This is a genomic window from Azospirillum sp. Sh1 (assembly GCF_008365135.1).
In the GTDB taxonomy this organism is placed as follows: domain Bacteria; phylum Pseudomonadota; class Alphaproteobacteria; order Azospirillales; family Azospirillaceae; genus Azospirillum; species Azospirillum oryzae.
In genome coordinates, this window is record NZ_VTTK01000057.1 from 1 (window position 1) to 17,920 (window position 17,920).

Genomic DNA, 17,920 nt, shown 5'->3' on the forward strand with positions numbered 1-17,920 from the left:
TTCACGTTGGCGGTCTCGACGCCGCTGCCATCCGCCTTGACGCGGACCTTCACGTTGTAGTCGACCACCCGCTTCACGGGCACCAGTACCTTCATGACGGCGTGTCTCCTCTCGAATGGTGTTCTTGTAACCGTTCAGGCGGCGGCGGACAGGGGCTGCCCGCGCAAGGCTGCGACCGCATCGGGAATTGGCGGGGAAGCCGCGGTGGTTCCGAGGGCTGCCAGCACCTCGGCCGGCGCGACCACGCCCCGGCTTCCGACGAAGGCGCCCTGGACGACGGCCATCGCCGCCAGCCCGCCGCGCGTTTCCATGCGGTGTTCGATGAAGATGTATTTGTCGTCCCAGCACAGCACACGGCTGACCAGGGTGAATTTCTGGAACGGCCGCAGTGACCGGCGGTAGCGGATCGTCGCCCCGCCCAACACAGGCTGCCAGCGGTTGCGCAGGATCGCCGGCCCCAGACCGACGCGGATCATCAGGTCGGTGCGACCCAGATCCATCACGCTGAAATAGCGCGCGTTGGTCATGTGCAGGTTGATGTCCAGGTCGGTCGGCCAGACCCGGAAACGCAGCGCCGACGGCTCCAGCAATCCCGAGCGTCGACCGCGCCACGCAGCAAAGATAGCGGCGGCGGCGACCGCCAGCAGGCGGAAGATCAGGTTCATCGCCCATCTCCCGCCTTGAAGGAATCGCAGGCCGCCCGCGGATGTCGCTGTCCCATCATGCTCCGATCTCCCCCCTCCACAGGGCCGATCGGCGCACGACGGGCGCCCGACCGGTCAGCTGTCCTTCGCGGCGGTCTTCAGGTCCGCCAGGGTGTTGTTCACCTGCTCTTCGATGTCGCGCAGCTCCTGCACGGTGGCTTCCAGGTCCTCACGCTGCTGGGCGAGGTCCTTCAACCGCTTCTGCACCCGCTTCAACAGGTTCTTCTGTTGCTCGACCCCGCCATTGACGTTGTAGAGGTCGAGATATTCGCGGATTTCGGCCAGCGAGAAGCCCAGGCGCTTGCCCCGCAGGATCAGCTTCAGCCGGGCGCGGTCGCGCTTGGTATAGACCCGGTTGTTGCCGACGCGGTTCGGCGCCAGCAGCCCCTTGACCTCGTAGAAGCGCAGGGCCCGCGGCGTGATGCCCAGCTCCTCCGCAAGCTGGTTGACCGTGTAGAGCTGTTCCATCCCTGAGAAGACCTTTTGTTTGCGTTCGGCACAATGCGCCTTCCGTTTGGTAGCACAGCTGCCGTCGCGTGATAAGGCTTCCCTTTACGTCTGGGTCAACGCGGTGACTTCGGGTCATCCTCCGTTCGATAGAGCCTGGTTCGCCTCGGCGATCAGTTCCTTTTTCGACAACTTGCCGACGGCGGTCTTCGGCAGTTCCTCGCGGAACTCGATCGCCGTCGGCATCTCGATGCGGGAGATCTTGTCGCGCAGGAAGTCGCGAAGAGCCTCCGCCGTCAGGCTCGCGCCGGGCTTCAACTGCACGAAGGCCTTCGGCGTCTGGCCCCGGTAATCGTCGGGCAGCCCGATGACGCAGGCGGCGACCACGTCGGGATGCTGGTAGATCGCTTCCTCGATCATGCGCGGATAGACGTTGTAGCCGCTGCAGATGATGAGGTCCTTCAAACGGTCGAGCAGGAAGACGTAGCCATCCTCGTCCATTGTCCCGACATCGCCGGTCAGCAGGAATCCGTCGACCACGGTGCGGTCGCTTTCCTCCGCCCGGCCCCAGTAGCCGGCCATGACGTTGGGTCCGGCAATCGCCACTTGGCCCTTCTCGCCGATGCCGAGTTTGCGGGCCGGGTCCTCCAGGTCGCGGATCTCGATGGCGATGCCGGGTAGCGGCAGGCCGATCGACCCCTCCTTGTTGACGCCGTTCAGCGGGTTGGCGGCGCAGACGGGGGAGGCTTCCGACAGGCCGTAGCCTTCGATCAGCACACAACCGGTCGCCGTCTCGAACTGACGCTTCAGCTCCATCGGCAGCGGCGCGCCGCCGGAGATGCAGTAGCGGATCGAGGTCATCGGATAGCGGCCGACCTGCGGGTGCCCCAGCAGCGCCTTGTACATGGTCGGCACGCCGGGGACGAGCGTCGGCTTGCGTCTGGCGATGGTCTTCAGCACCTGTTCGGTCTCGAAGCGCGGCAGCATGATCAGCTCGGCCCCACAGGCCAGCCCCATGTTCAGCACCACGGTCATGGCGAAGACATGGAAGAAGGGCAGGACCGCCAGCATGCGCTCCCGGCCCAGCGCCACCTCGGGGAACCAGGCCTGCACTTGCCGCGCGTTGGACAGCAGGTTGTGATGGGTCAGCATCGCGCCCTTGGGCACGCCGGTGGTGCCACCGGTGTATTGCAGCACGGCGACGTCGCGCAGCCCGTCGATGCGCACCGGCCGCAGCGTGCCGTCATTGGCGAGCAGGCTGTCGAAATCGACATGGCGGTCGTCGCGCGGCACGGCGGCGAGTTCACCGCGCTTCAGCACGCTGAACAGAGCCTTCTTCATCGCCGGCAGGATCGATGCCATTCGGCAGACGACGATCCGCTTCATCGGCGTGCGCGTCAGCATCGCCCCGACACGCGGGTAGATCTGCTTCAGGTCCAGCGTCACCATGATCTCGGTCTGCGAGTCGGTGATCTGGTGCTCCAACTCCCGCTCGACATAGAGCGGGTTGTAGTTGACGACGGTCCCGCCGGCCTTCAGCACCGCAAAGTAGGAGATGACGTAGGTCGGGCAGTTGGGCAGGCACAAGCCCACCCGCACCCCCGGCCCGACGCCCAGATCCTGAAAGCCGCGGGCGGCGCGGTTCACCAGGGCCAGCACCTCGGCGTAGGTGTAGCGGCGGCCCATGAAGTCCAGGCAGGGACGGTCGGCATAGCGCCCGGCCGCCTCCTCGAACAGCATGTGCAGCGGCATCGGCGTGAAGGTCTGGTCCCAGGCGATTCCCTTGGGATAGTGCGCCAGCCAGGGATGGACGGTGTCATTGGCGGCGGCGCCATTGGCAATGGTGGTCGGCGGATTGGCGCTCTGCGCAAGCGGCTCGGGCATGCTTCGCTCCCCTTGGCGGTGGCGCGTTCCGGATCACCTGACGGCCGGCACCGAACGGCGGCATCGACAAGCGGCGGGCGTCTGAAACGCTTTCGTTATGACGTTGACGTAAACGTAATGCGCGCCTACTGTCAAGACCAGTCCTACGAACAATCCTGAGGGCACGCTTTCATGGTCGACGACATTCTGCAGGAACTGCGCAGCCGCAGCGGCGATCTGCGCTCGCTCAACGCCTCGGTCCGCTTCCTGCTGGGCAAGGAGGGCGAGGTGATCCGGGTCGACGGCCGCACCAGCCCGATCAGCATCAGCCGCGACGACGCCGAGTCCGACTGCACCATCCGCATTTCGCCGGAAAACCTGCAGAAGCTCATCAATGGCAAGCTGAACCCGATGCTGGCCTTCACCATGGGCAAGCTGAAGGTCGAAGGCTCGATGGGTGTCGCGATGAAGCTGGCGCAGCTGCTGGACGACTGATGAAGCGGCCGGAAGAGCCGCCCACCAAATCAACCGGGAGGAAACGAACATGACGACGATGCGCACCAAATGCGCCACCCTTTCCGCTGCCCTGATGGCGGCCACTCTGCTCACCGGTCTGCCGGGTGCGGCCTCCGCGCAGGCGACCGCGCGTACGCTGACCTACCAGATCCTGATGGGCGAGGACCCCATCGGCACCGAACAGGTGAAGATCGAACCGCAGGGTGACCGCACCAAGGTCACCGTCACCGCCACCACGCGGGTGAAGGTGCTGTTCATCAACTTCCGCTACGACCACAAGCGGGAGGAGATGTGGAAGGGCGGCGTTCTGGAATCGATGACCGCCACCACCGACGACGACGGTACCCCGCACAAGATGGACATGGCGCGCGATCCCGGCGGCTACCGGCTGGTCGTGGACGGCAAGCCGCAGCAGGCACCGGCAAGTGCCCTGCCGCTGACGCTGTGGACGACGGACGTGCTGAAGCACCGCGAGCTTCTGTCGGTGATCGACGCGACTCCCTACAAGGTGGCTTCGCGCAAGATCGGGGCGGAGACGGTGGAGGCCGGCGGCAAGGCGATCGAGGCCGCCCATCACCGCATCGAAGGCGATGTGGAACGCGACCTGTGGTATGCGGCGGACGGCACGCTGCTGAAGACGCGCTTCAAACGCAGCGGCTATGATATCACCTATGTCCTGAAGTGATTTCCGCGGACGATTCCTGTTTGAACGAGGACCCTATGCCCATCTTCCTGTTTCCCGACGACCCCTTCTGGAACGAGGAGGCCGACGCCGTGGAGTTCGCGGTGCAGGTCGGGGAATATCAGGGCCGGGTCTTCGTCACCCGCCGCACGCTGCAGGGCATCGTCGGCCACACGCCGAAGCCGGACGAGGCGGTTCAGCAGGTCTGCATGAACCGCCCCCTGTTCGAACGGGCGACCGAACAGCGCATCATGTCCCGCGCGCTCGACCCCGATGCCAACATCCACCTGACCGGCCGCGACCTTCACCGCGCGGCCGGCTGAACCGAAGCGTCAGCCCCCGCAAATCAATCCAGATGGGCGTAGCGGCCGCGGAAATACAGCAGCGGGTCGCCGTCCTCGCGTGAGGTCAGATTGCGGACGCGGCCCAGCACGATGACGTGGTCGCCGCCGTCCAGCAGATGCTCGCGGTCGCATTCCAGCGTGGCGAGGCAGCCGGTCAGCAGGCGGACGCCGCCGCGGCCGGTGGTGGTCTCCAGCCCGGCCCAGCGCTCCTGCAGGTCGCGGCGGGAGAAGCGGTTCGACAGCTCCTCCTGGTCGGCGGCCAGGATGTTCACCGCGAAATGCTGCGCGACGTTGAAGGCCTCGAAGGACATCGCGGCGCGGCCCAGGCAGAACTGCACCAGCGGCGGATCGAGCGACACGGACGAGAAGGAGTTCACCGTCACCCCCAGCGGCAGCCCGTCTGGCGCGATTGTGGTGATGACGGCGATCCCGGTGGCGAAACAGCCGAGGGCGGAACGGAACGCAAGGGGATCGATCGGCTGTTCGGTGGTCATGACGTCCTGTGGTGTGGGCCGAAGTGGAGGGGCTGGCGGAGAAGACGGCAGGGGACCCGTGCAAGGCCCCCTGAGTGGCCGAAGATGACATTGAAAGTAGGAAATACCGCGAATTAATCCAGCACGCCATCCGGTGCAAGCCGCATCTCCGTCGCATCCCCCGCCACATCTGCCCCGCATCTCCGCCCGACCTCCGCCCGGTCTCCGTCGCACCTCCCCTGGAGGCAACGTCGTTAAACGGATCTTAATCAAACCCGGTCAGGGTTTTGCCGCGGCGGACAGCCGCCGCGTCCACCGCGGCGCCGCGCGCGGAAATCGGCCTTCGGGCCTCGAACCATTCGCCACGGCCAGGGCATGAGCGGGAATTCCGGCGGCGACGAGCGGCCAATCATCATCAAGAAGAAGAAGGGCGGGCACGGCGGCCACCATGGTGGTGCGTGGAAGGTGGCCTATGCCGACTTCGTGACCGCGATGATGGCCTTCTTCCTGCTGCTGTGGCTGCTGAACGTCACCACGTCGGACCAGCGCAAGGGCATCGCCGACTATTTCTCGCCCGTGTCGGTCAGCCGCGAACAGTCCGGCTCCGGCGGCATGCTGGGCGGCAAGACCATCACGGTGCCGGGAGCGCAGATTTCCCCCAGCTCGCCGATGTCGGCCGATGTGCCGGTGTCGGGTCCGCCCGGCTATTCGTCGCAGCAGACCGACGACGCCGACGACCCGACCGAATCGGCCGTCGGACCCGGACAGGGCACCGGTCCGGGAAAATCGGGCAAGGACTCGGCGGCGAATGGCGCGGCCTCCGACGCCGACGTCGCCGACCAGAAGCCGAACGAGACCCGCGCCGAGTTCCAGAAGCGGATGGAGGAGATGGCCAAGCAGCTGGGCATCCCCGGCCAGAAGCCCGGCGAGAAGCTGTCCGACTTCGGCGAGCGGGTGAAGGAGGCGATGGACAGCCTGCAGGGCGCGGCCAAGGAGGCCCGCCAGTTCCAGCAGGCGGCCACCGAGATCCGTCAGGCGATCCAGTCGGTGCCGGAACTGGAGCCGCTGGCCCAGAACCTGATGATCGACCAGACGCCGGAAGGCTTGCGCATCCAGATCGTCGACCAGGATCGCGTGTCGATGTTCCCCGGCGGCTCCGGCCAGATGTATCCGCAGACCCGCCAATTGGTGCAGCAGGTGGCGAAGGCGCTGTCGAAGCTGCCCAACAAGCTGTCGATCAGCGGCCACACCGATTCCACACCGTTCCCCTCAGGTTCCGGCCGCGACAACTGGGATCTGTCGACCGAGCGGGCCAATGCCACCCGCCGCGCCTTGCTGACCGGCGGCATCGACCCGTCGCGAATCCAGGACGTCGTCGGCAAGGCCGACCGCGACCCGCTGGTCGCCGATCAGCCCAACAGCCCGCGCAACCGCCGCATCACCATGGTCCTGCTGCGCGAGACCCAGGCGGCACCCGCGGCCGGCGGCCAGTCCGGCGGCGGCGGCGCCCCCACCAAAGCACGATAAGTCTTCGGTGCCGCCGGTACTTTGGCGCTAATTTCCGGAATCGCACGCTTCCGAATTCTTGCTTTGTCATCGCGTCGCACAACGGCACGCGCGTTTGCCCTGTTCAAAGCGCGCGGCGTTGGGTCATACTTCCTGCACAATGCGACATGGCCGGGGCGATGCCGCCCGGCCCGCGATGATCGGTCAGATACAAGCGCGGGGGAGTCTGTGAGCGTACCCGAGGGCAAACCGTCCGACCTTTTGTCATCCTACAATCCTGGCCTGTACTTCGACGAATTGTTCGGAGCCATGGATTTGCCGGCCGAACATACGGCGCTGATCCGCCAGAGGCTGGCCGCGCTCGACTTCGATGAACTGCGCCGCCGTGCGCAGGATGCGGAGCGGGAGCTATACAATCTCGGCATCACCTTCATCGTCTATTCCGACAAGGACGCCGTCGATCGCATCCTGCCGTTCGACGTCATCCCGCGGGTGATCTCCGCACCGGAATGGAAGCATCTGGAGGCAGGCGTCACCCAGCGGGTCGCCGCGCTGAACCTGTTCCTGCACGACATCTATCATGACCAGAAGATCCTGAAGGACGGGGTGATCCCGCGGGATCTGGTCGAGGGGAACCATAATTTCCGCCCGCAGATGATCGGGCTGGACGTTCCCTTCAACACCTACATCCACATCATGGGCACCGATCTGGTGCGCGACCGTCACGGCACCTTCCGCGTGCTGGAGGACAATGGCCGCGTTCCGTCCGGCGTCTCCTATGTCGTGGAGAACCGCCATATGATGCAGCGGGTCTTCCCCGACCTGTTGCAGGACATCGGCATCCGCCCGGTGGACAATTACGGCCACAAGCTGCTCGATGCCATGATGGAGATCGCGCCGGTCGACGATCCGCAGGTGGTTCTGCTGTCGCCGGGCACCTACAATTCAGCGTATTTCGAGCACATCTTCCTGGCGCGCGAGATGGGCGTGCCGTTGGTGGAGGGGCGCGATCTGGTGGTGGACAACGACCGCGTCTTCATGAAGACGACCAACGGTCTGGCTCCGGTCCATTCGATCTACCGCCGGCTTGACGACGCCTTCCTCGATCCCAAGGCCTTCAATCCCGACAGCCTGCTGGGCGTACCCGGCATTTTGGAGGCCTACCGCAAGGGCAATGTCGCGCTGGCGAACGCCATCGGCACCGGCGTGGCCGACGACAAGGCGGTCTACTGTTACGTCCCGCGGATGATCAAATACTACCTGGACCAGGACCCGATCATCCCCAACGTCGACACCCGCATCTGCCGCGAGCCGGACGCCCTGCAATACACGCTGGACAATCTGGCCGATCTGGTGGTGAAGCCGGTGGGCGAGGCCGGCGGCTACGGCATCACCATCGGCCCGCGCGCCAGCAAGGCGGAGCTGGAGGATTGCCGGGCCAAGCTGCTGGCCGATCCGTCCAACTACATCAGCCAGCCGGTCGTCGACCTGTCGGTCTGCCCGACCGTCTGCGACGATGCCATCGAGCCGCGCCATGTCGATCTGCGCCCCTTCGCCATCACCGGCAAGAGCACCTGGGTCCTGCCCGGCGGCCTGTCGCGCGTGGCGCTGAAGAAGGGCACGCTGATCGTCAATTCGTCCCAGGGCGGCGGCTCCAAGGACACCTGGGTTCTGGAAGGTGGTGCGGCATGAACCTGCTGTCCCGTTACGCCGAGTGCATTTTCTGGATGGCCCGCTACATGGAACGGGCCGAGAATCTGGCCCGCATTCTGGACGTGCACGAAACCTTCGCGCGCGACACCCGTGGGGCCACCAACTGGTTCTCCATCGTCCAGCTGAACGCCGACGAGAAGGACTTCTTCAGCCGCCACGACCGCCCGACGGCGGAAGCGGTGATCCACTATTACATGTTCGACGCGCAGAACCATAATTCGCTGCTGTCGATGCTGCGGATGGCGCGGGAGAATGCGCGGACCCTGCGCCCCTGGATCTCGACGGAGATGTGGACACAGATCAACGTGTTCCACAACAAGCTGCTGGAGATGTCGGTCAAGGACGTGGCGACGCAGAACCTGTCCAAGGTCTGCACCTGGATCAAGGAAGAATGCCAGACCCACACCGGCATCACCGAGGGCACCTTCTACCGCGACCAGGGCTGGTATTTCTATCAGATGGGCAAGTATATCGAGCGGGCGGACCAGACCACGCGCCTGCTCGACATCAAGTACCACACGCTGCTGCCGTCGTCGGCCGAGGTCGGGTCCACGCTGGACGTCAGCCAGTGGACGACGGTGCTGCGCTGCACCGCCGGCTACCACGCCTTCCGTCGCGTCTATCCCCGCGGCATGTCGCCGACCACGGTCGCCGGCTTCATGCTGTTCAACGAGGGGTTCCCGCGCTCTGTCGTGATGTGCGTGCGGCAGATCGACGGGGTGCTGACGCGGATGCGCTCGCGCTACGACCTGCGCGGCGGGTCGGCGGCGATGGAGCGGGTGGACGAGCTGCTGGCCGCGCTGCTGTCCCGTCCGATCGATGCCGTGCTGCGCGACGGCCTGCACGAATATCTCGATTGGATACAGCTGCAGCTGAGCATCGTGACCACGGAGATCGCGCAAGCCTTCTTCGGCGTACAGCCTCCTCTGGCAGTTCAGAGCCAGTCGCAGTAAGCTCAGGTCCGGCGGAGGGGTTTCACGCTCCTCCGCCTCCTCCTCACTGTCGTGGTGGTTGTCGGTCAGAATGTCGGTCATCCAGCCGCCGCAGCGTCCATTGCAGCAATTCTTCCGGTCGGGGCCGATGCCCTGCCCCTATCTGCCCGGACGTGTGGAACGCAAGCTGTTCACCCGCCTGATCGGTCCCTTCGCGACCGAGGTGAACTCGACCCTGTCGCGCGCCGGCTTCCGCCGCAGCCACGACATCGTCTATCGGCCCGTCTGCCCCAACTGCCAGGCCTGCGTGCCGGTGCGCGTGCCGGTGGCGGAGTTCGTGCCGACCCGGTCGCAGCGTCGGGTGCTGAAGCTGAACGAAGGGGTGACGCTGGCGGAACGCCCGGCCTACGCCACGTCGGAGCAGTACCGGCTTTTCGCGCTCTACCAGAACTCCCGCCATGGCGATTCCGACATGGCCCGCATGGCGATGGGTGATTTCGCCGCCATGGTGGACGAGGGCAGGGCGGATACCAACCTGCTGGAGGCGCGGGACGAGCGCGGCCAATTGGTCGGCTGCATGCTGACCGACCGGCTGTCGGACGGCTATTCGGCGGTCTACAGCTTCTACGATGCGGCGCAGGACCGCCGCAGCCTGGGCACCTTCATGATCCTGGGCCTGATCGAACGGGCGCGGCTGGCCGGCATGCCCTATGTCTACCTCGGCTATTGGATCGCCCACAGCCGAAAGATGGCCTACAAGGCGAAGTTCCATCCGCTGGAATGCCTGGGCGAGGACGGCTGGCGCCCGGCCGGGATCGCTCGGGACATGGACGGACCGATCAGGAGTGGAGAGTAGAGGCATCGCCGCCGCACCAACGGCGATGCGCCCTTCCCAGATGACCGCCGACGTCAGGCTGCCTTGATGTCGCTCAGGAACTTCTCGACATCCCGGCGCATCAACTCTGCCTGTTTGGACAGTTCGCTGGCGGCGCCCAGCACCTGATCGGCGGAATTGCCGGCCTCGCCTGCGGCTTGATTGACCTGGACGATGCTGCCCGTCACCTCCTGCGTGCCGGCGGCGGCCTGCTGGACATTGCGCGAAATCTCGTTGGTCGCCGCGCTCTGCTCCTCGATCGCGGCGGCGATGCCGGTGGTGATGTCGTTGATGCGGCCGATGGTGCCGCCGATGCCGGTGATCGCCGTCACCACGCCATAGGTCGTCTGCTGGATGGCGCCGATCTGGCCGGCAATCTCCTCCGTCGCCTTGGCGGTCTGGCCGGCGAGACTCTTCACCTCGCTGGCGACCACGGCGAAGCCCTTGCCGGCCTCTCCCGCCCGCGCCGCCTCGATGGTGGCGTTCAGGGCCAGCAGGTTGGTCTGGCTGGCGATGGAGTTGATGAGTTCGACGACCGCCCCGATCCGCTGGGCTGCATCGGCGAGGCTGCGCACCGCGTCGCTGGTCTGCGCCGCCTCCGTCACCGCCTTGCCGGCAATGTCGGCCGAGCGGGCGATCTGGCTGCCGATCTCCCGGATGGAGCTGGCCATCTCCTCGGTCGCGGTCGCGACCGTCTGGACGTTGGCGCTGGTCTGTTCGGCGGCCGACGCCACGACGGTGGCCTGGCTGCTGGTCTGCTGCGCCATCGCCGACATGGCGTGCGCGGTGGCGTCCAGTTCCGACGCGGCCGATGCCACGGTGCGCAGCGCGGCTCCGGACGACGTCTCGAAGGAGGCCAGCAGACGCTCGATCGCCGCGGTACGCCGTGCCTTGGTCTGCTGTTCGACGGCCTCGGCGGCGGCGAGCCGGTCGGCCTCGATCAGACCGTCCTTGAAGATCTGGACCGCTCTGGCCATGGCGCCCAACTCGTCCTTCCGCTCCGTTCCATCGACGGCGACTGAAAGTTCCCGGTTCGCGAGACGGCCCATGATCGTGGTCAGCTTCTGGATCGGCCGAACCACGGTGGACAGCATGGAAACAGCGATGCCGATGCAGATCACGGCAACCAGGCCGGAAGAAACCATGATGAGGATTTTGCCGTTTTCGTACAGGTTCTGGCCTTGGTCAGCCGCCTTTGCGCCCTCGCGCGTATTGAAGTCGATCAGCTTCTGCAAAAGGCCTTTTGCCGTCCTATACTGATCTCTTGCCTGTCCACGGAAGACGGAACCGGCTTCTTCGGTTTGGTTCTTGCGCGAGAGTGGAAGCAGAACGGTTTTGCTGGTTTTCAGATAACCGTCCCATGCTGACTTGAACGCCCGATAGGTTTCGGTCTCGTATCCCGGCGTCAGCATGGCCGCATAGATCTTATCGGCCTGTTCGAAAGATTTAAGAATCTCCTCCAGGGTGTTTTCTTCGACGCGCATGCCCTCATCCGAGGTTGAGATGATGTGCGCACCCTCGTTGATGCGGTAGTAATCGAACAACGTGTAAAGATTGGCGACGGCAGCCACGGACGGAAGCCAATTGTTCCTGATTTCGAGAGACTTATCGTTCATCGACGACATCTGCAGGATAGAGAAGCCTCCAAACGCAATAAATATGATTATTACTGCTGTAAAGGAAGCGATCGACTTCATTCGAACCGTCATGTTCGATAGCCACGTCATTCCCCATCTCCTGCAAAATGCAACGGTGCTGATTGGAAAGGTCCTAAAACCGGCAGACACCATATCGCCACGCCTCTTTGGGCGTCTTCGATAGGGCATCCGACCGTCTGAGCAAGGAATGCGCCATCGGGCTCCGTTATGTGGAGTTGCAAGAAAAGCAAGGGCTTGGCCGGCGATGGTCGGTTTCATGATCGACCGGCGACCCATGCGGCTGGACCTGTGGTGTGGCGAAGTGACGCAGGCGCTGCGATTTGCGACGCATTCCGCAGTGCGCATCTACGGGATTCTACGTAGCTCCAACGTAGCCCTTGCCGCTGGGGGGCGGGAAAGGAATAGTCCCGTTCAATCCTATCTTTTGGTATACCCTCCAACCGAGAGAGGGTCGCTACCTGTCGCGCGCAGCGCGGCTGCAACAAAAGCAAAAGGGGACGGCCCAAGCCGCGCCCCCGCAACAGGGAGGTTTCTCCTTTGAGAGGTCTGCTCAGACTAAGTGGGCTGATCGATGCCATGAATGAAGGCATCGGCAAGCTCGCCTACTGGCTCGTGCTGGTCGCCGTCGTCGTCAGCTCCGTCAACGCGGTGGTCCGCTATGGGCTGAACACCAGCTCCAATGCGTGGCTGGAATTGCAATGGTATCTGTTCTCGGCTGTGTTCCTGCTGTGCGCCGGCTATACCTTCCTGCGCAACGAACACATCCGCATCGACATCGTGCTGGGCCGCTTTTCCAAGCGGGTACAGGCCTGGGTCGACATCTTCGGCATCATCTTCTTCATGTTCCCGATGACGATCCTGATCATGGTGCTGTCCTGGCCGATGTTCATGGACAGCTTCGTCACCAACGAAATGTCGAGCGATGCCGGCGGCCTGATCCGCTGGCCCGTGAAGCTTCTGGTCCCGGTCGGTTTCTTCCTGCTGACCGCGCAGGGTGTCTCGGAACTGATCAAGCGCATCGGCTTTCTCACCGGCCATCGTGATGAGCCGGGCGAGAAGATGCACAGCCATTCCTAAGGACCGGGAGCACCCCAGATGGTCGAGTTCGTAACCGCCAACATGGCGCCGCTGATGTTCGGCGCGCTGGTGTTCTTCCTGTTGATGGGTTTCCCGGTCGCCTTCGCGCTTGCCGCGAACGGACTGGTCTTCGGTCTGATCGGCATCGAGCTGGGTCTTCTGACCCCGGCACTGATGCAGGCGCTGCCGGAACGCGTGTTCGGCATCATGCGCAACGACACGCTGCTGGCGATCCCCTTCTTCACCTTCATGGGCTTGATCCTCGAACGATCGGGCATGGCCGAGGATCTGCTCGATACCATCGGGCAGCTGTTCGGTCCGATCCGTGGCGGTCTGGCCTATGCGGTGATCTTCGTCGGCGCGCTGCTGGCGGCGACGACCGGCGTGGTCGCGGCCTCGGTCATCTCCATGGGCTTGATTTCGCTGCCGATCATGCTGCGCTACGGCTACGACCGTCGTATCGCATCAGGCGTGATCGCCGCTTCGGGCACCTTGGCGCAGATCATTCCGCCGTCGCTGGTGCTGATCGTCCTGGCCGACCAGCTCGGCCGTTCGGTTGGTGACATGTATGCCGGCGCGTTGATCCCCGGCCTCGTGCTGACCGGGCTCTATACCGGTTACATCCTGCTCACCAGCATCGTTCGCCCAGAAATGGTGCCGGCGCTGCCGCCGGAGGCCCGGACCCTGCGCGGGTGGAAGCTCGTGCTGCGCGTCATCACCTCGCTGGTGCCGCCGCTGGTGCTGATCTTCCTGGTTCTGGGCACCATCTTCATCGGCATCGCCACCCCGACAGAGGGCGGCGCCATGGGCGCGGCCGGTGCCATTCTGCTGGCACTTGCCAAGCGGCAGCTGAGCTGGAGCCTGATCCGTCAGGCGATGGATGCGACCGGCAAGCTGTCATCCTTCGTGGTGTTCATCCTGATCGGTTCGACCGTGTTCGGCCTGGTGTTCCGCGCAGTGAACGGTGACCTGTGGGTGGAGCATCTGCTGATCAGCCTGCCGGGCGGCGAGCTTGGCTTCCTGATCGTCTGCAACATCCTGGTCTTCGTGCTGGCCTTCTTCCTCGATTTCTTCGAGCTTGCCTTCATCATCGTCCCCCTGCTGGGGCCGGTGGCGGACAAGCTGGGCATCGACCTGATCTGGTTCGGCGTGCTGCTGGGCGTCAACATGCAGACCAGCTTCATGCACCCGCCCTTCGGCTTCGCGCTGTTCTTCCTGCGGTCGGTGGCGCCGAAAACCGACTACCTCGACAAGATCACCGGGAAGAAGATCGCGAAGATCACCACCGGCCAGATCTATTGGGGTGCGGTTCCCTTCGTCGTCATCCAGATCATCATGGTGGCCCTCGTCATCTCCTTCCCGCAGCTGGTCGATGCCGGCCGCGACAAGGGACCGAAGATCAACCTGGACGACGTGAAGATCGAAATTCCGGCCTTCGACAACCAGGAGGTCGCTCCGCCCTTCGGCGCTCCGGCGCAGCCTGAGTCGAGCCCGAACGACGACATCATGAAACAGTTGCAGGGCAAGTGACGGCGACCGTCACAAGCTGGACAAGCAAAAGGGGCCGGTTCATCCGGCCCCTTTCTTTTTGATGCGTATTCACAGGGGAAAGGGTCAGCGTGACTTGGTGGCACCGGCCCAGTTGGTCGGCGCGGTTCCGGTGGAGGGGAGAGCCCCGCCGCTGCCGAGCGAAACCATGCGGTCGCTTCCGGCGACGGGCGGCAGGGCGGCGAACTCCTCCGCCGTCATACCGGTCAGGATCACCGCTTGACGATTGCGGGCGTAGCGCAGGTTGTCGCTGGCGACCACCACCTTGTGCTCGTTTGGGTAGCGCGGGGCGCCGACGGTGACGATCGCCTGTTCCACCCGGTTGGTCGGTCCGATCACGAGATCGCTGACGTTGCCGAGGATCCGGCGGCCGTCCGGCGTCTGCACGGTCAGTCCGACGAGTTCCACCGGTGGCTTGGTGGCCACTTCGGCCGATGGGACGCCGCCCATGTCGGAACTGGCGCAGGCGCCCAATACCAGAACCGGCAGGGCCAGAACCGGCAGGATTGCCAGAGCCGACAGGGTGGGGAGGGGCATGCGCAGGGAAAGGCGGCGGTGATCCATCGGTCTTGGCCCTTTTGCTGACGGCGCGGAAATGTCCGCCCCTAAAACAGCACGAGCGTGGCCGGAGGTCCCTCGCGCCGACGGGGTGACCCCATCGCCCGCAAAAGACCTCCATCCGGACAGGTCAGGTGAAGATGAAATCGTGACCGGCGCTCAGCCCGATCTGGTCCACGGTCAGCGACGAACCGTCGGTGAAGGTGAAGACCGAGGTCGAGCCGCTGCTGGTCATGCCCATCTCCCACGCGGCGTAGCCATGGAACTCGATCTGGTCGACCCCTTTTTCGAAATAGTTGACGGTGTCCTGCCCAAAGCCGCCGGGAGCCTGCTCCATCAGGAAGCGGTCGATCTGCCCGTCGGTGTAGCTGACCATCAGATCGTTGCCGGTGCCCGGCTGGAACAGGTCGGCGCCGCCGTCGCGATAGCTGTCGTACAGCGTGTCGTTGCCGGCGCCGCCGATCATCGTGTCGTCGCCGCGCATTCCCTTGACGATGTCGTCGCCGGTGCCGCCGTTCAGCCAATCATTGCCGTCGCCGCCGAACAGCTGGTCGTTGCCGGCATCGCCCCACATCGAATCGTTGCCGGCCTCGTTGCCGCCATAGGGATCGCCGAGCCAGTCGTTGCCGTCGCCGCCATGGAACTGGTCGTTGCCCAGCCCGCCGATCAGCGAGTCATTGCCGCGTTCGCCATACAGCAGGTCGTTTCCGCCGGCGCCGTTGATGCGGTCGTCGCCATCCAGACCGTCGAGCCGGTCGTCATAGGCGGTGCCGGTCATGGCGTCGTTGTTCGAAGTCCCCCAAAACTGGCGCATGGCGTCTCTCCATCAGTGCCGTTAACGTGCTGTTAACGATTAACCAGATGTTAACCATGGGGCCGGGCCGGTCGAAAAGCGATAAAGGGGCAGTACAAACGGGACAGGGAGAGATGACACAGATAACTGAACCTTGATTTGATTTATCATATTTAATGTTTCTTTATTCGACGCATTTGTGATCGAAAGCGGGATCTTTCTGTGATGGAACAGAGACTTTGTTCCTCTTATGGGCAGTTCCGAGCCGGCGGAAGGGCACAGGGCAGCCGGCCGAAGGCGATGCACGGACGGGGAGGGCAGTAGGCCGCAGGCAAATGCACTGTCGGAACGGATCGTCCGAAAGAGGATCGGCGGCGCAAATGCGCCTCCCGCTGTCCACGATTGCGGATCCGGGGGCCGGCACAAAAAATAACCGGGCGTCCATAAGGAGCGCCCGGCGCAGTCATATACAGGGAGGGTTAGAGACAAGAAGGTGTGTATACCCTTTGGCGGGGGTGCCGCTTTGATGTGGATCAAGAAATCCGGCGGCGGCGCCGAACCGCGTCCCCATGGTCCTCCCGCTCAGCCGTGGCTGTGCGAATGCCCGCCATAGAGAATTGACGGGTCGGTTTCGACCTCCTGGATCGTTTCCAGCTTTCCGGCCCGCCAAGCCCGATAAAAGCAGCTGCGCCGGCCGGTGTGGCAGGCGACGCCGTTCTGTTCGACGATCAGCAGCAGGGTGTCGCCGTCGCAATCCACCCGGAAATCCTTCAGCCGCTGCACCTGCCCGGAGGTCTCGCCCTTGCGCCACAGGCCGCCGCGCGACCGCGACCAATAACAGACGCGGCCGGTGGACAGCGTCTCCATCACCGCATCGCGGTTCATCCAGGCCATCATCAGGATTTCGCCGGTGCCCTCGGCCTGGGCGATTGCCGGAACCAGGCCGTCGGCGGTGAAGCGGATGGCGGCCAGCACCTCTTCAAAGGGGGTGGCGTCGATCGACGGTGTGTCCGTCATGGAAAATCACTCCTTCACAGGCCCGCCGCTCAGAGGGCGGCGGCCATCCGGCGGAAGCCGGCCTCGAGATCGCGGATCAGGTCGTCGGGGCTTTCCAGGCCGGCATGCAGGCGCAGAACCTGTCCCGGATCGGTCCAGCGGGTGGCGGAGCGCACCGCAGCCGGCCGCGTCGGCAGGATCAGGCTTTCGAACCCGCCCCAGCTGTAGCCCATGCCGAACAGCTCCATCCCGTCCAGCATCGCCGCCAGCGCCTTGCGCGGAACCTGATCGATGATGATGGAGAACAGGCCGCTCGATCCGGTGAAGTCGCGCTTCCACAACTCGTGACCGGGGAAATCGGGGCGGGCGGGGTGCAGCACGCGCGTCACCTCCGGCCGGGCGGCCAGCCAGTCCGCGAGCGCCAGAGCGCTTTCCTGATGCTGGCGCATCCGCACCGACAGGGTGCGCAGTCCCCGCAGGCCGAGATAGAGGTCGTCCGGCCCGCCGCAGACGCCGAAACGGGTGGCGGTCTTCTTCACCACGGTCCAGCTCTCTTCATCCCGGCAGGTGATGACGCCCAGCATCGCGTCGGCATGGCCGACCATATATTTGGTGGCGGCATGAATCGACAGGTCGACGCCATGGTCGAAGGGGCGGAAGAACAGGGGCGTCGCCCAGGTATTGTCGATCATCACCGTGGCGCCGACCTTTTTCGCCGCGGCGGCGATGGCCGGCACATCCTGCACCTCGAAGGTCAGGGAGCCCGGCGATTCGAGAAAGACCACGCTGGTGTTCGGCCGCAGCAGCGCCGAAATGCCGGCGCCGATGCAGGGATCGTAGAACTCGACCTCCACGCCATAGGGCGCCAGCGTCTCCTTGGCGAAGCGGCGGGTGGGGCCATAGGCGCTGTCGGTGATCAGCACATGGTCGCCGGCCTTGGTGAAGGCCGACAGTGCGATGGCGATGGCGGCGAGGCCGGAGCCGGTGTTTACCGCGCGATAGCCACCCTCCAGCGCCGCCGCCGCCTCTTCGAAGGCGAAGGTGGTGGGCGTGCCCATGCGACCGTAGTTCACGCTTGTCAGCATGTTCCGGTCGCTTTCCTCCAGCGCGTCCAGCGTCGGGAACAGCACGGTCGAACAGTGATAGACCGGCGGATTGACGATGCCGTGGTTGTTCCGCGGATCGCGGCCGGCATGAACGAGAATCGTGTCCTTCGTGACGTCCTTCATCGACTGT

At 64.5% G+C, this 17,920-nt stretch carries 18 protein-coding genes and 1 pseudogene; 9 read left to right on the forward strand and 10 right to left on the reverse strand.

What is annotated here, in order from left to right; all coding sequences use genetic code 11:
- The 4 genes and pseudogenes from FZ029_RS33805 to FZ029_RS30890 form a co-directional block, all read right to left on the reverse strand.
- Positions 1-95, reverse strand: a pseudogene (locus tag FZ029_RS33805) (electron transfer flavoprotein subunit beta/FixA family protein); the annotation flags it as partial.
- Positions 96-134: 39 nt separating this feature from the next.
- Positions 135-665 carry a thioesterase family protein gene (locus tag FZ029_RS30880; RefSeq protein ID WP_149196865.1) on the reverse strand — a complete coding sequence of 177 codons (531 nt, stop codon included), beginning with the start codon at positions 663-665 and terminating at the stop codon, positions 135-137.
- A 114-nt stretch (positions 666-779) separates the two neighbouring features.
- Complete coding sequence (locus FZ029_RS30885) at positions 780-1,172, reverse strand: MerR family DNA-binding transcriptional regulator (protein WP_149196866.1); 393 nt, start codon at positions 1,170-1,172, stop codon at positions 780-782.
- A 114-nt stretch (positions 1,173-1,286) separates the two neighbouring features.
- Positions 1,287-3,035, reverse strand: coding sequence for a long-chain fatty acid--CoA ligase (locus tag FZ029_RS30890; protein ID WP_149273820.1), 1,749 nt, complete (start codon positions 3,033-3,035; stop codon positions 1,287-1,289).
- Between the two features lie 171 nt (positions 3,036-3,206).
- On the opposite strand from FZ029_RS30890, the gene FZ029_RS30895 reads away from it, so the two are divergent.
- Genes FZ029_RS30895 through FZ029_RS30905 form a run of 3 tightly spaced genes read left to right on the forward strand, consistent with a single transcriptional unit; the run spans position 3,207 to position 4,535 of the window.
- On the forward strand, positions 3,207-3,509 hold the full coding sequence (locus FZ029_RS30895) for an SCP2 sterol-binding domain-containing protein (protein WP_149273822.1): 303 nt from the start codon (positions 3,207-3,209) through the stop codon (positions 3,507-3,509).
- A 49-nt stretch (positions 3,510-3,558) separates the two neighbouring features.
- Entirely contained in the window at positions 3,559-4,215 is a 657-nt protein-coding gene (locus tag FZ029_RS30900) for a DUF6134 family protein (RefSeq protein ID WP_149273824.1), read from the forward strand.
- A gap of 35 nt (positions 4,216-4,250) precedes the next feature.
- A complete protein-coding gene (locus FZ029_RS30905) occupies positions 4,251-4,535 on the forward strand; it encodes a DUF1488 domain-containing protein (protein ID WP_149273825.1) in 285 nt (94 codons plus the stop codon).
- 23 nt (positions 4,536-4,558) lie between these two features.
- Here FZ029_RS30905 and FZ029_RS30910 read toward each other — a convergent pair whose 3' ends face one another.
- A complete protein-coding gene (locus FZ029_RS30910; RefSeq protein WP_149273827.1) occupies positions 4,559-5,050 on the reverse strand; it encodes a flavin reductase family protein in 492 nt (163 codons plus the stop codon).
- 354 nt (positions 5,051-5,404) lie between these two features.
- Between FZ029_RS30910 and FZ029_RS30915 the strand changes: the two genes are divergently transcribed.
- From FZ029_RS30915 to FZ029_RS30930, 4 genes are all read left to right on the forward strand, one after another.
- A complete protein-coding gene (locus FZ029_RS30915) occupies positions 5,405-6,556 on the forward strand; it encodes a flagellar motor protein MotB (protein ID WP_149273829.1) in 1,152 nt (383 codons plus the stop codon).
- 288 nt (positions 6,557-6,844) lie between these two features.
- The gene (locus FZ029_RS30920; protein WP_247892580.1) at positions 6,845-8,227 is read left to right on the forward strand and encodes a circularly permuted type 2 ATP-grasp protein; all 1,383 of its coding nucleotides are present in this window, start codon (positions 6,845-6,847) and stop codon (positions 8,225-8,227) included.
- Entirely contained in the window at positions 8,224-9,201 is a 978-nt protein-coding gene (locus tag FZ029_RS30925) for an alpha-E domain-containing protein (RefSeq protein WP_149196871.1), read from the forward strand. Before FZ029_RS30920 ends, FZ029_RS30925 begins: the two co-directional genes overlap by 4 nt.
- A 70-nt stretch (positions 9,202-9,271) precedes the next feature.
- Positions 9,272-10,036 (forward strand): arginyltransferase, encoded by a 765-nt coding sequence (locus FZ029_RS30930; RefSeq protein WP_149273831.1) that lies wholly within the window; start codon positions 9,272-9,274, stop codon positions 10,034-10,036.
- Positions 10,037-10,089: 53 nt separating this feature from the next.
- Here FZ029_RS30930 and FZ029_RS30935 read toward each other — a convergent pair whose 3' ends face one another.
- Complete coding sequence (locus FZ029_RS30935) at positions 10,090-11,781, reverse strand: methyl-accepting chemotaxis protein (RefSeq protein ID WP_149273833.1); 1,692 nt, start codon at positions 11,779-11,781, stop codon at positions 10,090-10,092.
- A gap of 507 nt (positions 11,782-12,288) precedes the next feature.
- Here FZ029_RS30935 and FZ029_RS30940 point away from each other — a divergent pair.
- Entirely contained in the window at positions 12,289-12,789 is a 501-nt protein-coding gene (locus FZ029_RS30940) for a TRAP transporter small permease subunit (protein WP_247892581.1), read from the forward strand.
- A gap of 18 nt (positions 12,790-12,807) precedes the next feature.
- Positions 12,808-14,319 carry a TRAP transporter large permease subunit gene (locus FZ029_RS30945; protein WP_149273837.1) on the forward strand — a complete coding sequence of 504 codons (1,512 nt, stop codon included), beginning with the start codon at positions 12,808-12,810 and terminating at the stop codon, positions 14,317-14,319.
- A gap of 84 nt (positions 14,320-14,403) precedes the next feature.
- Here FZ029_RS30945 and FZ029_RS30950 read toward each other — a convergent pair whose 3' ends face one another.
- From FZ029_RS30950 to metC, 4 genes are all read right to left on the reverse strand, one after another.
- A complete protein-coding gene (locus tag FZ029_RS30950; protein ID WP_247892582.1) occupies positions 14,404-14,901 on the reverse strand; it encodes a PRC-barrel domain-containing protein in 498 nt (165 codons plus the stop codon).
- Positions 14,902-15,025: 124 nt separating this feature from the next.
- Positions 15,026-15,709, reverse strand: a complete 684-nt coding sequence (locus FZ029_RS30955; protein ID WP_149273839.1) for a calcium-binding protein — start codon at positions 15,707-15,709, stop codon at positions 15,026-15,028.
- Between the two features lie 561 nt (positions 15,710-16,270).
- Complete coding sequence (hisI, locus tag FZ029_RS30960; protein ID WP_149273840.1) at positions 16,271-16,705, reverse strand: phosphoribosyl-AMP cyclohydrolase; 435 nt, start codon at positions 16,703-16,705, stop codon at positions 16,271-16,273.
- A gap of 29 nt (positions 16,706-16,734) precedes the next feature.
- A complete protein-coding gene (gene metC, locus FZ029_RS30965) occupies positions 16,735-17,913 on the reverse strand; it encodes a cystathionine beta-lyase (RefSeq protein WP_149273842.1) in 1,179 nt (392 codons plus the stop codon).
- Positions 17,914-17,920: the final 7 nt, after the last annotated feature.